General features: G+C 40.4%; 10 protein-coding genes, 2 pseudogenes and 1 riboswitch. Of the genes and pseudogenes, 9 read left to right on the forward strand and 3 right to left on the reverse strand.

The genetic code is table 11. The annotated features are described in order from the left end of the window. Positions 1-327: L-serine ammonia-lyase, iron-sulfur-dependent, subunit alpha (locus ACQKFG_RS23055; protein WP_427563232.1), on the forward strand; the 327-nt coding region annotated here is incomplete at its 5' end. 455 nt (positions 328-782) lie between these two features. On the opposite strand, the pseudogene ACQKFG_RS23060 reads toward ACQKFG_RS23055, so the two are convergent. Further along, positions 783-2,140 (reverse strand): annotated as a pseudogene (locus tag ACQKFG_RS23060) (IS1182 family transposase). Positions 2,141-2,515: 375 nt separating this feature from the next. Continuing rightward, complete coding sequence (locus ACQKFG_RS23065; protein ID WP_427563235.1) at positions 2,516-3,307, reverse strand: MerR family transcriptional regulator; 792 nt, start codon at positions 3,305-3,307, stop codon at positions 2,516-2,518. 114 nt (positions 3,308-3,421) lie between these two features. On the opposite strand from ACQKFG_RS23065, the gene ACQKFG_RS23070 reads away from it, so the two are divergent. From ACQKFG_RS23070 to speB, 5 genes are all read left to right on the forward strand, one after another. Further along, on the forward strand, positions 3,422-4,816 hold the full coding sequence (locus ACQKFG_RS23070; protein ID WP_192204801.1) for an APC family permease: 1,395 nt from the start codon (positions 3,422-3,424) through the stop codon (positions 4,814-4,816). 137 nt (positions 4,817-4,953) lie between these two features. Then, the gene (locus tag ACQKFG_RS23075; RefSeq protein WP_427563237.1) at positions 4,954-6,426 is read left to right on the forward strand and encodes an aldehyde dehydrogenase family protein; all 1,473 of its coding nucleotides are present in this window, start codon (positions 4,954-4,956) and stop codon (positions 6,424-6,426) included. Positions 6,427-6,507: 81 nt separating this feature from the next. Next, positions 6,508-7,689, forward strand: coding sequence for an iron-containing alcohol dehydrogenase (locus ACQKFG_RS23080; RefSeq protein WP_427563239.1), 1,182 nt, complete (start codon positions 6,508-6,510; stop codon positions 7,687-7,689). A 182-nt stretch (positions 7,690-7,871) separates the two neighbouring features. Next, positions 7,872-9,344: an aldehyde dehydrogenase family protein gene (locus ACQKFG_RS23085; protein ID WP_427563241.1), complete on the forward strand. Its 1,473-nt coding sequence runs from the start codon at positions 7,872-7,874 to the stop codon at positions 9,342-9,344. Between the two features lie 434 nt (positions 9,345-9,778). Beyond that, positions 9,779-10,768: an agmatinase gene (gene speB, locus ACQKFG_RS23090; protein ID WP_192204804.1), complete on the forward strand. Its 990-nt coding sequence runs from the start codon at positions 9,779-9,781 to the stop codon at positions 10,766-10,768. Positions 10,769-10,937: 169 nt separating this feature from the next. Beyond that, a riboswitch (glycine riboswitch) is annotated at positions 10,938-11,038 on the forward strand. A 260-nt stretch (positions 11,039-11,298) separates the two neighbouring features. Here the strand turns inward: speB and ACQKFG_RS23095 are convergent. After that, positions 11,299-11,469, reverse strand: a pseudogene (locus ACQKFG_RS23095) (IS110 family transposase); the annotation flags it as partial. Between the two features lie 329 nt (positions 11,470-11,798). Here ACQKFG_RS23095 and ACQKFG_RS23100 point away from each other — a divergent pair. From ACQKFG_RS23100 to ACQKFG_RS23110, 3 genes are all read left to right on the forward strand, one after another. Then, positions 11,799-12,791 (forward strand): thiamine pyrophosphate-dependent dehydrogenase E1 component subunit alpha, encoded by a 993-nt coding sequence (locus ACQKFG_RS23100; RefSeq protein ID WP_427563243.1) that lies wholly within the window; start codon positions 11,799-11,801, stop codon positions 12,789-12,791. Between the two features lie 21 nt (positions 12,792-12,812). Further along, the gene (locus tag ACQKFG_RS23105; RefSeq protein WP_192204807.1) at positions 12,813-13,847 is read left to right on the forward strand and encodes an alpha-ketoacid dehydrogenase subunit beta; all 1,035 of its coding nucleotides are present in this window, start codon (positions 12,813-12,815) and stop codon (positions 13,845-13,847) included. 91 nt (positions 13,848-13,938) lie between these two features. Then, positions 13,939-15,159 (forward strand): dihydrolipoamide acetyltransferase family protein, encoded by a 1,221-nt coding sequence (locus ACQKFG_RS23110; RefSeq protein ID WP_427563245.1) that lies wholly within the window; start codon positions 13,939-13,941, stop codon positions 15,157-15,159. Positions 15,160-15,176: the final 17 nt, after the last annotated feature.

Raw genomic sequence — 15,176 nt, forward strand, 5'->3', positions numbered from 1 at the left:
CTGGCCGGCGGTACGCCAAGCCAAGCTGCAGAAGCGATGGCGATCACATTGAAAAATATGCTTGGACTGGTTTGTGATCCAGTGGCTGGATTGGTCGAAGTTCCTTGCGTGAAACGTAACGCAATGGGTGCCTCCAACGCGATAACAGCAGCTGATATGGCGCTTGCAGGCATTACGAGCCGCATTCCATGTGACGAAGTGATCGATGCCATGTATAAAATAGGATTGACCATGCCGGTTGCACTTCGCGAAACGGCAGAGGGCGGCCTGGCTGCGACTCCTACTGGGCGTAGATTGGCAAAGGAAATTTTCGGTTCATTTAAATAAACCTATACATTGAGCTCAGTTATGAAATCACGTACAACAAAGTTTAATTGAAAAATTGGAACAAAAAATTCAATCCTTAAAAAAGGATAAATTATAATGTGGAAGAAAAAGACTTATTTCGTGTTAAGCCTGAGTCTTTTAATTGCTTGTGTAGTATGGAGCCAGATGGGAGCGTTTTTGGTACACATCTTTTTTGGGTTAAATATTAAAGCAAATAATTAAATAACTACTGTTAAGCATAAGTATAAAATGTGAATTTTACAACGCGAAGAGGGAAGATTCCCATTTAATTTTTTTTCGTTGGCATCCTTTCTGAAAAAAGAACTAGCAATTAGCTAGTTCTTTCAGTTTGTAGACAAAAGGGGTTCGGAATTATAAAATTCCGGATCCCTTTTGAAATCCCCCATTGGTTTTTACCTAAAGTTAAGAGATTGGAGCTCTTCGAGCACACCATGTTAGACCATTTTTGGACCTTTCCATGTCCAATTGGCCATCTTCTTAATATTCATGGCAGCGAAAGTAAGCATCGCCTGCATCGACAATTTTTTAAGTCCCCTTAAAGTAGTCCAACGCATCCCATGCTTTTCTTTTGCATCTGCGAATACACGCTCAATCGTTTCTTTACGTTTCGCATAGATAGGTTTGACATCTTGATGATGACGCAGATGATCTGCTTCTTCCACATGTGTTTGCCAGATATGCCGTGTCACCACTTTTTGATAATCTTTGCTTTCTGTACACCGTGATAAATATGGGCAGGTTGCACAGATGTGTTTGGGCGATTTGTACTCGCGATAGCCCTCTTTATTAGTTGTTGAGTACGTTAATAACTCGCCCGAAGGGCAAAGGTAACAATCAAAATGTTCATCGTAAACATAGTCATGTTTGGGAAAGAACCCTTCTTTTGTTCGAGGACGTGTATAGGGTAAAGCCGGTAGGATTTCTTTGTTAAATAGGTAGTTTGTAATTGCCGGTGTTTTATATGCTGCATCTGCGGCAACGGCTTCCGGTTTTCCAACTTTCTCAATCACTTGATCAATAAGTGGCTCTAAGACTTTACTGTCATGTGTATTTCCAGGTGTTACAATCGTTCCTAATACAAACCCGTTGCGGTCTGCGGCAGCGTGGAATGAATAGGCAAACTGTTTTGTTCGTTCATCTTTCACATAGTAACCACTCTCATAATCTGTTGTACTTTCTTTTATTTCTTTGGTTTCGTTCTTATCAAATTTATCCGGTGGAAAAGGCATCTTTCCATGGTTTTCACGATCTTGATTGATTTCAACTTGAAGGCGTCCTTGATACGCTCGTGTTTCTTTGCGAACCATTTTCTTTTCAAATTTCGTCTTATTCGCACTGGCTTTCACATGTGTGGAATCGACGAATACATGCTCTGCACTTATTAACTTTCTATCAGCAGCTATCATTAAGATTCGATAAAAAATCTGTTCAAACAAATCTGTATCTTTAAAGCGTCGCTCATAATTTTTCCCGAATGTCGAGAAATGAGGGACTTTATCATGGAAACCGTAACCTAAGAACCAACGGTAGCCATATTTGTTTCTATTTCTTCAATTGTTTTACGCATGGACCGAATACCGAAGGTATATTGGATGAATGTCAGTTTAACTAAAATAACGGGATCAATACTCGGGCGTCCTACCTCTGAATACATCTCTTTCACTAAGTCATAAATGAAAGAGAAGTCAATGGCAGCCTCCATTTTACGAACCAAATGGTTCGATGGCACCAGTTGATCTAACGTAATCATTTCAAGTCGATCTCGCTGAATAGAATCATGTTTAGAAAGCATCCTCATCACCTCAAGTTTTTTATCATTCTATTGTAAAACAATCATGCCTTTAGGGAAAAGGGTTCTATCTATGAATTAAAACAAAGTTGATTGGAACGGAAGGTACGAGACTCCTGCGGGAAATGCGAGTCACGGGAGACCCCACAGGCTGAAAGCCGAGGAGGCTCCCGGACCGCCCGCGGAAAAGAGAGTGCCTGGAGTGGAAATCAACGTCCAAATTGTACAAGCCATAAAAAAAGTAGACAAACTCGATTTTCATCGAGTTTGTCTACAGTCTGAAAGAACTAGCAATTAGCTAGTTCTTTTCCATATCAAAACTTCTCCTATATCTTTCGTCTAAACCATACACATAAACATTTGTCCTGCGAAAATAGGTCAGACCTTTTGAACGGGAACTTGAATTTCAAAGGTAATCTCGTTTGGTTTATCTGTGATCGTAATATCAACATGCATAATTTGCAGCGCATCGCCGGTAATTTGATAACCACCTTCATCAAGATAATCCAATATTTTACTCAAGCTTTCACTTCGGTTCCATAGTAATTCTCCGTTATAACGGGTACACGCAAATAACCCAGCCGGAACGATCCGTTGGTACTGTTTTGGTATTTTTTCTTTACTTTTTGCCACAACAAAAATGACTGATGGTTCTTCAAAACGTTTAGCTCTAAGATCTGCTTCCTGGATGAGAATGCCTAGCCTGATAACACCATAACAAAGTTCCAAATTATTATTGATTTTTTCATTCAATGTAATTAACTTTCTGCGTCCTATTTCACGAAACATAACCGTTTGAAGTTCCTTTTCTCTTGCTACGTGATCCAAATATACAATTTTTTCCCGGATATTTTCCTCCAAGTCTGTTAATTCGTTCAGTTTTGAAACAAGATCCGCGTGCTTTGCTTTAAGAATGTCCAAAGACTTACTAAAATTGCGTTCATTGAAATAATCCTTTATTTCGTCCGTACTCATTCCAAGTTGCCTTAACTCTTTAATGGTACCTAAAACCTCGTACTGGAAAATAGAATAGTAGCGATACCCCGAGTTTGGATCGATATATTGCGGCTTGAATAAGTCAATCCGATCATAGTGGCGCAAGGTCTCCGCCGTCATCCCTCTTAACTTTGCCATCTCACTGATGGTTAGTTTTTCTTTCAGTTTAACCACCTCCTTAAATAATATAATACAGTATTGACCTTTGTGTAACAAAAACCTTTATAATCAAGATACAAAATATTCTAAAACTTCTGAGTATTCTTTATCGATAGGAGGGAGCTGATTATGGAAAGAAAGAAGCTAGTTAGAACGCTTACTTTGTCACAGGTTGTTTTTTTAGGAATTGCTTGGAATAACCCCATGGTATTTTTTAATACCTATGGAATAGCTACCGTAACCTCACATGGTGTAATTACGGGTGCGTACATTATTGCATTTCTAGCGATACTGTTTACAGCCCTCAGCTATGGAAAGATGGCAAAGGCATATCCTATCTCAGGTTCAGCTTATACATTTACTCAAAAGTCTATTAATTCTGAAGTTGGGTTTCTTGTAGGTTGGACAATTATGCTTGATTATATTTTAACACCTATGGTGACGTGCTTGATGTCCACTGTCTTTTTAAATGCAGTGTTTCCGGGAATTCCGCATTATGTGTGGATTATTCTTTTGACTGCTATCATAGTGGTACCGAGCATACTAGGTGTAACGATATCAGCATCCACAAGTAAAATTTTTGTTATTGCTCAAATCATTTTCGTTTGTTTTTTCTGGCTATTAACCGTCAAAAGTTTAATAGAAGGAGTAGGGACAGGCACTCTTTTCTCAAGTAAACCATTGTTAAATTCAGATGTTCCCTTGTCCGTTATCTTAGCAGGAGCTTCGATTCTTTGTTTTAGTTTCCTTGGTTTTGACTCACTTACTACCTTGTCAGAAGAAACAATCAATCCCGAAAAAACGATCCCAAAAGCTATTATCATAATGCTTTTGTTTACAGGGATCTTGTACATTGGCTCTTCCTACTTAGCACAATTGGTGCAGCCAGGCTATTCATTCGAACACCCTGATTCTGCAGCCATGGAAATCGCAATACTTGTTGGAGGAAACGTATTTAAATCATTATTTATTACTGGAGTAATTGTTGGGAACTTTTCTTCGGGAGTTGCTGCAATTACAAGCGCATCACGTGTGTTATATGCTATGGGACGGGATTCTGTATTGCCTAAAAATCTATTTGGTTATATTCATCCAAAATTTAATACACCGTCACACGGCATTATCGTGATAGGCACGGTTTCTTTACTAGGTATCTTGTTGACCTTGGAGCAAGTCATCAAGTTTATAAATTTTGGAGGGCTCATTGCTTTTACATCCGTTAATCTATCTGTCATCGCCCATTATTTTATTAGAAATCAGAAACGTTCTTTTAACGACTGCATACGGTATTTATTTTTACCGCTCATAGGTGCAGCATTTACTATGTGGTTATGGTCTTATTTAGAAATAGAGGCTTTGATCCTTGGAGGCATCTGGGTCGCATGCGGCTTGGCATATCTTCTTTACATGACAAAATTTTTTCGCAAGCCTCTTCCAGAGTTTCATTTTGATGAAGAGATCATTCCTCAAGAGGCAGAAGATATGAATGAAAAAATTCTTTCCCAAAAGGTAGAAGACTTTTAATCCTTTTTTTACACTGAAGTAAGTATATGTAACTAAAAGAGGGGTCAATATTTTGAAAATAAAGAAAAATGAAAGCGTTATCTATTTTTAAGGCGAGATCGTTAAAGTAAGAATAACGAACAGGAGGTTTTTTCAAATTGTTGAAGCTGAAAAAGTTTATAAACGGTGAGTGGATGGATTCTTTGAGTAAACAAAAGAGTCAAGTTGTTAACCCCGCAAACGGCAAGATCATTGCGGAGGCTCCCAACGGAAATGCAGAAGATGCCCGGATGGCCATTGATGCGGCACGAACCGCGTTTGATTCCGGGATTTGGTCAGACCTGTCAGCTTCGGAACGGGCTTCCTATTTATTTATAATAGCAGAGAAAATTGAAGAACATGCATCTGAGCTTAGCCAACTTGAAACAGCCAATACCGGAAAACCTCTTAAAGAAGCAGAGTTTGACATTGCGGATGCAGCGGATTGTTTTCGTTATTATGCCGGTTTAGTCACTAAACCGGACGGCCAAACGTATCCTGTTTCCGGTCCTGTACAGGCCATGGTTGTTCGAGAGCCTGTGGGGGTATGTGGACTGATTGCTCCCTGGAATTTTCCTTTACTGACTGGAGCTTGGAAAATAGCCCCTGCCCTTGCTGCAGGAAATACGATTGTGTTTAAAACATCCGAGGTTACTCCGATTACGACTACTAAATTATTTGAGATTATCGAAGAAGTTGGCATACCGGATGGCGTTGCAAATCTAGTTATGGGTGGTGGTGCAACAGTAGGAAATGAACTAGCGGAAAGCGATAAAGTTGATATGGTTTCGTTCACTGGCAGTACATCCACAGGCAGAAGCATCATGAAAGCAGCAGCTGGAAATATTAAAAACATTGCACTCGAATTAGGCGGCAAGTCACCTAACATCGTTTTCGCCGATGCGGACTTTGAGACAGCTGTGGATTATGCTTTATATGGGATTTTTGTCAACGCCGGCCAAGTTTGTAATGCGGGATCTCGTTTACTGATTGAAGAGAGCATTCACGACAAGTTTATCGATAGATTGATAGAGAAAGCGAAAAAGATCCGAGTCGGCCCTGGCGATCAACCGTCTACACAAATGGGTGCCCTTGTCAGTGAAACACATATGAATAAGGTACTCCAATATATTCAACTTGGCATAGAAGAAGGGGCGAAATTAGTCTGCGGTGGCAAACGTATCACAAGTAACGGGCTTGAAAATGGCTATTTTGTTGAGCCGACGATATTTGTTGACACTAAACCTGCCATGAAAATTGTTCAGGAAGAAATATTCGGGCCAGTACTTACCGTGCAAAAATTTAAAGATGAAGCGGAGGCCATCCAGCTTGCCAATGATACTCCATACGGCCTCGCAGCAGGTGTATTTTCACAAGACGGTGCGAAGGCTTTACGAGTAATTAAGAAAATAAGAGCCGGAATTACATGGGTTAATGCCTATAATCTAGCCTACAATGAAGCGCCGTGGGGAGGATACAAGCAGAGCGGAATTGGCCGGGGATTAGGAACTTTTGGGTTAGATGAGTTTAGTGAGGTAAAACAAATTAACATTAATTTAGAAGTAGAGCCAACTAAGTGGTTTGATCATTAAAAATTGAAAAGTAGATATAAAAGAGTAAAAGAGAGTAAGTAACTACTATTACACTATTTGAAAAATTGAAAGGGGAAATTAATGATGATCTGGGATTTTAATTTCAATATTCCTACCTCTATAGAGTTTGGAGGCGGAAAAGTTAAAAATATTGGGAAAAGAGCAAAAGAGCTAGGAGGAAAAAAGGCTCTTCTTATTACCGATAAAGGACTAGCGCAAACTGGAATTTTGCAAAAGGTTATAGATTCGTTAGACCAAGAAGGTGTCAATTATATTGTTTTTGATGAAATTACGCCTAATCCAAAAGATGTAGATTGTCAAAGAGCCTATGAGCAATTTAAAGACGAGGAAATAGATCTTTTGATTGGTCTTGGCGGAGGAAGTTCAATGGATACAGCCAAAGCAATTGGTACACTTTTAACCCATGGAGGAGAGCTTAGAGAGCGTTACGGTGTAAATTTACTAGAGCGAGAAATCACTCCACTTATTTGTATCCCTACAACTTCAGGTACTGGAAGTGAAGTTACAACAGGTTCTGTCATTACAGATACAGTTACAAAACAGAAAGAGGCTATACTTGACATTAGATTGGCTCCGAAACTAGCAATTTTGGATCCTGAATTAACTCTAACTCTGCCTAAATCTATTACTGCTGCTACTGGAATGGATGCACTTACACATGCTATCGAAGCATATACCAGCAATATTGCTGAACCCATTTCCGATGCTCTCAGTCTTTATTCAATTGAATTAATTGCTAAGTACCTTCCGTTAGCTGTAGAAAATGGGAACGACTTAGAAGGACGGAAAAATATGCTTGTAGCAAGTTTAATTGCAGGTATGGCATTTAATCACGCGGATCTTGGTGCTGTACATGCTATGGCTGAACCACTTGGAGGTCTTTATGATACTCCACATGGGGTAGCAAATTCTATCTTTCTTCCACATGTTTTTGAATTTAATGTTCCTTCAAACCCTGAAAAGCATGCAATTGTAGCTGAAAAACTTGGAGCAAATAAAGAAGGTAAAACAATTGAAGAAACTGCCTATGAAGGTGTTGTCTTGTTAAAAGAGCTTGCTCGTAAAATTGGCATTCCTGATTTTCGAGATTTATATAATGTCAATCCTGAAGATTTCCCATTCCTTGCTGAAGGGGCAGCAGTTCATTTATGCACACAGACGAATTCAAGAAAAGTGACACGCGAAGATTATTTGACATTATTCCAAAAGACTTATGAGGCGAAAAACACAACATTAATTTAACTATATAAATTGATTTAGAAAATTTGACATGACCAATTCTAAATGTTCCTCGATGGAATGAAGATGTGTCGAGTTTTTAAGTGTTAATGTGGATTAAGAGTTTTTGAATCGGTGGTCAGCTTGATAGGAGCTTTAATTGGGCGGCCACCATGGCTTACATAAAAACTGGAGGTGTTTTTACAGTGTTAAATCTGAAAATGTTCATAAACGGAGAATGGATGGATTCTTTAAGTAAACAAAAGAGTCAAGTTGTAAACCCTGCAAACGGCAAGTTCATTGCAGAGGCTCCCAAGGGAAATGCAGAAGATACCCGAATGGCCATTGATGCGGCGCGAACCGCATTTGATTCCGGGATTTGGTCAGATCTGCCAGCTTCAGAACGGGCTTCCTACCTATTTAAAATAGCGGAGACACTTGAAGAAAGAGCATCTGAGCTTAGCCAGCTTGAAACAGCGAATACCGGAAAACCTCTTAGAGAAGCGGAATTTGACATTGCGGATGCAGTGGATTGTTTTCGATATTATGCCGGTTTAGTCACTAAACCCGATGGACAAACATACCCGGTTTCCGGTCCTGTACAGCCTATGGTTGTTCGGGAGCCGGTAGGGGTATGCGGACTAATCGCTCCATGGAATTTCCCTTTATTGACAGGAGCCTGGAAAATTGCGCCTTCCCTTGCTGCAGGAAATACGATTGTGTTTAAACCAGCCGGGATCACTCCGATTACGACTGTTAAATTATTTGAGATTATCCAAGAAGTCGGCATACCGGATGGCGTTGCCAACCTAGTTATGGGCGGCGGGGGAACAGTAGGAAATGAACTAGCGGAAAGCGATAAAGTCGATATGGTTTCGTTTACTGGCAGCACAGAAACAGGCAGAAACATCATGAAAACAGCAGCTGGAAATATTAAAAACATTGCACTCGAATTAGGCGGCAAGTCACCTAATATTGTTTTCGCTGATGCAGATTTTGAAACAGCCGTGGACTATGCTTTATATGGGATTTTTATAAATTCTGGCCAAGTTTGTAATGCAGGATCTCGTTTACTGCTTGAAGAGAGCATTCATGACAAGTTTATCGAGAGACTGGTAGAGAAGGCGAAAAAAATCCGGGTCGGCCCTGGCGATCAACCGTCTACAGAAATGGGGGCGCTTGTCAGTGAAGACCATATGAATGAGGTGCTCAACTATATTCAACTAGGTATAGAAGAAGGGGCGAAACTAGCCTGCGGAGGCAAACGTATCACAAGCGATGGGCTTGAAAACGGTTATTTTGTTAAGCCGACGATATTTGTTGACACTAAACCTGACATGAGAATTGTTCAGGAAGAAATATTCGGTCCGGTACTGACTGTGCAAAAGTTTAAAGATGAAGCAGAAGCCATCCAGCTTGCGAATGATACCCCATATGGCCTCGCAGCAGGTGTATTTTCCCAAGACGGTGCGAAGGCATTAAGAGTGATTAAGAAAATAAGAGCCGGAATTACATGGATTAATGCCTACAATCTAGCCTACAACGAAGCACCGTGGGGAGGATACAAGCAGAGCGGAATTGGTCGAGGGTTAGGAACTTTTGGTTTAGATGAGTTTAGTGAGGTAAAACAAATCAACATTAATTTAGAAGTGGAGCCAACCAAGTGGTTTGATCATTAAAAATGGAGAAGTAGAGATAAATGGAGAAGTAGAGATAAATGAGTAAAAGAGAGTGAGTAATGCTTACATCGAAGAAATTTTTGACTAATAATAGAGGATGCATTTTTTAATTTGCCAATATTTTAAAACTTAATGATTTTCAAATATTAATTCTGAAGATGGGCTTTAACAGAAAGAAAGCTGTCAGCCTACTTGATTATCTAAACCAGTAAAAGGCCAGTTCATCAAGATTTGTCTTTTTTAAGACCTAATAGGACATGCATAGTATTTGAATTATATTCTCCGAGCTCTTTCTCAGTGGCGTTTACTAAGAAAAATCGAGTAATCAGAAAATATGATGGTTCCTAGTAGTCATTATTGACTCCTAGTTTTATAAGTTGGCATGAAGCATGCGTATATTATCGAGAACGTAATACAAGTGGGAGGCAACGTACATGTCAAATAATGAAAAACAACACCTTAATTTACCTTTTACCGGAATCTGTACTTTCGGGAAATATCCCGTATGTCCTGATCTAGACCAGCTAGATGCAGATGTAGCTGTCATTGGCGTTCCAAATGATATGGGAACACAATGGAAGTCAGGCGCAAGAATGGGTCCAAGAGGAATTCGTGAAGGCTCTACATTATATAGTTTCGGGTTAGATGGAGCCTATGATATTGAAAATGATATCATGTATCTTGGCCCGAAATGGAAAGTTGTTGATTGCGGTGATGTAGACATGGTACACGGGGATATGATCCAATCCCATGATAATACGGAAGAAGCCATTCGAAAAATCGTTTCAAAAGGTGCAATGCCGGTTGTTTTAGGTGGAGATCATTCCATTACAATTCCAGTAGGAAAGGGCTTGGATGAACTCGGGCCATTTCATGTGATCCAGATTGATGCGCATTTAGACTGGGCAGATCACCGTTCAGGAATGCGGGTTGGACATGGAAGCTGCATCCGCCGCTTATCTGAAATGAATCATGTTCAAAAGATTTTTCAATTGGGCATTCGTGGAATCAGCAGCAGTAAAAAAGAAGATGTCGATGCTGCCAGAGAATACGGAAGTGTCATCTTGTCTCCCCGCCAAATGAGAAAGATGGGATTTGAACAAGTTCTGGAACTTATTCCAGCAGGTGAAAAATATTATATTACCATGGACATTGATGGCCTCGACCCATCAATCGCCCCTGCGACAGGCACACCTTCTCCTGGAGGCCTGCTTTATGATGAAGTCAACGAATTACTCCATGGAATTGCAAAAAGAGGAGAAGTAATCGGTTTTGATATGGTAGAAGTAGCTACACCTTACGATCATACGGGAATAACTGGACAAGTGGCAGCGCGCCTCTCATTAGACTTGCTTAGTTATGTTTTAAAGGAAAAAGAGAAAAACAGGCTGCAATCAGCGATCATCAAGAGAAGAAATTCATAAAGAAGCATTAGTCTGTTAAATTTTAAAGCGTTTGCTGATATAAAGTGATTTTCCTCTTAGTTTCCTAAATATGTATAATTGATAGAAGCGATATCATAAAAATATTTATGTAAATAATTGTCTATTTTGAATATATTGAGTATATTGAGTATCTAAAAAAGTATAGAGGATGACGGTTGTGGGAGAGTGCAATGTAGACAGCCAACGAAGGAGCAAGTTCCCAAAAAAACCTGGAACAAATCTCTCAGGTAAAAGAAACATAATAGGACGAAACTCTGGGGAGCGCGTTTATAAAACGCCACCATTGGGGAAACTCTTTTTAGCATAGAGTTAAACCCTCAGTTAAAAGGACAGAGAAGGGAATGTTGCCATTACTCTTTTCTGTCCTTTTTTGCTTTGTGCGGGACCCATTCTATTAGGCTCTCTTGGTAACGATTTGTATTGTATATATGTGTAACCAAACTTATTTTCATTGATATCGATTCTCCATAATAGTAGTTACCACAATGGAACTAAATGTGAATAACAGTACGGTAATAGAGATAGCAAGCATCAATCACATCTGTCTTTACTTTTCGTAGAGATGAGCTCTTTTCATGCTATTAAACAAGTGGGTTAATGATAATTAATAAATAATCTCTTTCCTCGAAATGCTGAACAACTGGTGTATGACAATGACTAGTAGACTCTAATACGACCGAGGTCGTATTCCTGTTAAGTTTTCTATTTCTCCCTTACTTACAAAAATCCATGATAGTAAGTACTGACACCTAAATAAATGGTTCATAAAGAACTTATTCCATAAACAGGCTGCCTCCACATTCAAACCATTTTTTCACTTCAGTGATGATTGAATTGGAATAATTTATTTAAACAAAACGAGACAAAACGAGACAACAATCTCATTTTGTCTCGTTTTGTTTCTACTGAAAATAAATAAAATCCTCATTTTAGCGACCTCCCATCTTGGCACGGCATTTGCAATATCAATATAAAGAATGACTCATTATTAATGATTGGGGGCTAAAAAATGGAAACGGTTCAATCGAATGAAATAAAGTTATCACAGGACAGGGCTTATTGGATGTACAAAAAAATGCTGGAGATCAGGAAATTCGAAGACCAAGTTCATGAATCTTTTGCAAAAGGGATTTTACCAGGTTTTGTCCATTTGTATGCTGGGGAAGAAGCGGTAGCTGTAGGAGTATGTGCTCACCTTTCTGAAAAGGACACCATTACAAGCACTCACAGAGGGCATGGCCACTGTATTGCAAAAGAATGTGACCTTAACGGGATGATGGCTGAAATCTATGGGAAAGTGACAGGGCTTTGCAAGGGAAAAGGCGGTTCCATGCATATTGCCGATTTGGATAAGGGGATGTTAGGTGCTAACGGGATAGTTGGTGGAGGCTTTCCGCTCGCATGCGGTGCAGCATTAACTGCGAAATATAAAAAGACCGATCATGTTAGTGTTTGTTTTTTTGGTGATGGTGCCAATAATCATGGGACATTCCATGAAGGTATAAATCTGGCGGCAATTTGGAAGCTACCCGTAATATTCATCGCAGAAAATAATGGGTATGGGGAGGCCACGCCATTCAATTATGCTTCAAGCTGTAAAACGATAGCCGATCGGGCGATTAGCTACAATATCCCGGGTGTCCGAGTGGATGGGAAAGATGTATTGGCTGTATATAAGGCTGCCGAAGAAGCCGTTCAGAGGGCTCGCAGGGGAGAAGGTCCATCATTGATCGAATGCGTTACTTATCGTAATTATGGACACTTCGAGGGAGATGCACAGAAATATAAAAAAGAACAAGACAAAAAGGAGCATAAACAAGAGAAAGATGCGATTGCCCTGTTTAGGAATTACTTACTCAAACAGAATATGCTGGCGGAAAAAGAACTGATTTCTCTTGAAATTGCCGTTGAGGAATCTATTAAACAAGCAGTCAAGTTCAGTGAAGATAGCCCATATCCAGAGGCTTCCGATTTATTAAAAGATGTTTATGTATCCTATTAAATGATAAAAGGAGGAATTAAAATGAGTAGAAAAATCAGTATGTCACAGGCAATAAATGAAGCAATGGCCATGGCAATGAGAAAAGATGAAAATGTCATCCTTATGGGAGAAGATGTAGCCGGAGGCGCAGAGGTTGATCATTTGCAGGATGACGAAGCATGGGGTGGTGTTTTAGGTGTCACAAAAGGATTGGTTCAAGAGTTTGGCCGTGATAGAATCCTTGATACTCCCATTGCGGAAGCCGGTTATATGGGTGCGGCCATGGCAGCCGCTTCGACAGGCTTACGACCGATTGCCGAGCTAATGTTCAACGATTTCATTGGGAGCTGTTTGGATGAAGTATTGAATCAAGGTGCGAAGTTCCGCTATATGTTTGGAGGAAAAGCACAGGTTCCCGTGACAATCCGTACGATGCATGGTGCAGGGTTCAGGGCTGCAGCACAGCATTCACAAAGCCTTTATGCCTTGTTCACTAGCATTCCTGGATTGAAGGTCGTTGTTCCCTCATCCCCCTATGACGCAAAAGGGCTCTTACTTTCAGCCATAGAAGATAATGATCCCGTCATCTTTTTTGAAGATAAAACGTTATACAACATGGTCGGAGAGGTTCCGGAAGGCTACTATACAATCCCATTCGGCAAAGCTGAAATTAAAAGGAAAGGCTCGGACTTGACGGTCGTTGCCATCGGTAAACAAGTTCACACCGCGATGGAGGCTGCTGAAAAACTTACTGCTAAAGGCATTGAAGTCGAGATTGTCGACCCTAGGAGCTTGTCACCACTGGATGAAGAATCGATTCTCAATTCTGTGGCAAAAACAAATCGTTTGATCGTGATCGATGAAGCGAACCCAAGATGCAGCGTCGCAACGGATATTGCCGCACTGGTGGCGGATAAGGGATTTGACACGCTCGATGCGCCAATTAAAAGGATTACGGCACCACATACACCTGTACCTTTTTCTCCACCGCTAGAAGATATTTACCTTCCAACATCAGAAAAAGTGATACAAGTCGTTTCAGAATTATTGGGGGAGCCTTCCATTCTTAGGGTGTAAATAAATCAATATGATGCATGCTCCAGCTTTTTCGCATAGAACTGCAAAAGTTGGAGCAACACAGAAACCAATCTGAAGGGAGAAAAAAGATATGGCGGTCGAAGTGGTAATGCCGAAATTAGGCATGGCAATGAAAGAAGGCACTGTTTCGTTGTGGAGTAAGGCTGTTGGGGATTCAGTAGAAAAAGGTGAAGCAATAGCCAGCATCAATTCAGAGAAAATCGAAATGGATATTGAATCTCCTGCTGAAGGTACGATTCTGAATATAGCTGTTCAAGAAGGACAAGGAGTACCTCCAGGAACCGTTATCTGTCATATCGGAAATCCGAATGAAGAAATAGTGATCGATGATCATGTTGCTGAACAGACTCAGTCGATAATTGCTGAACAAGAAAAGCCGAAAACAAAAGAGACACCCATTTTACCAATGGGAGATCGTTTGATGATCACCCCGGTTGCACGAAAAATGGCACAGGCAGCGAATCTTGACATTGAGAAGATTCAAGGCACCGGGCCAGGTGGAAGAATCACTAAAGAAGATGTACAGAAAGTAATCGAAAAAAGGGATTCCATGTCTGTAAATACAGAAGAAAGAATAGTTTCCCCCCAATCTACTGTAGAGAGTCGGCAGCAGATCCCTGTTACCGGTATGAGGAACATCATTGCAAAACGTATGAAAGAGAGCCTGCAAAGCAGTGCCCAATTAACTCTAACGATGAAAGTTGATGTCACTGATTTAGTCATTTTGCAAAAACAGGCTACTGAAACGCTACAAAAACAAGAATCAACTAAATTGACGATAACGGACTTTGTTGCCAAGGCTGTCGTGCTTTCACTTAAAGAGCATCCTAAAATGAATAGTGCTTATATTGAAGATAACATCATTTTGTATGAGCAAATCCATCTTGGATTAGCGGTGGCCTTGGAAAAGGGGCTCGTTGTTCCCGTCATAAGAAATGCCGAAAATTGTACCCTAAGACAGTTATCGAAAAAGGGTAAGGAATTGGCCCGATGTGCACGTGACGGCCAATTGCCCATTGAAGACATGCAAGGGTCCACTTTTACCATCAGTAACCTTGGGGCATACGGCGTTGAGCATTTTACACCGATTCTCAATACACCGGAAACGGGGATTCTTGGAATTGGCTCTGCTTACGATACCCCGCGTTATATTGGCGAAGAATTGGCGAAGAGAACGATCTTGCCACTCAGTTTAACGTTTGATCACCGTGTACTTGACGGGGCACCTGCTGCTGCCTTTTTACAAACACTTAAACGGTATTTAGAAGAGCCGATCACCGTGATTTTATAGAAAAGGAGGGAAAGCTC

Origin of the sequence: Peribacillus sp. NPDC076916 (genome assembly GCF_050269675.1) — a bacterium.
GTDB lineage: Bacteria > Bacillota > Bacilli > Bacillales > DSM-1321 > Peribacillus > Peribacillus aracenensis.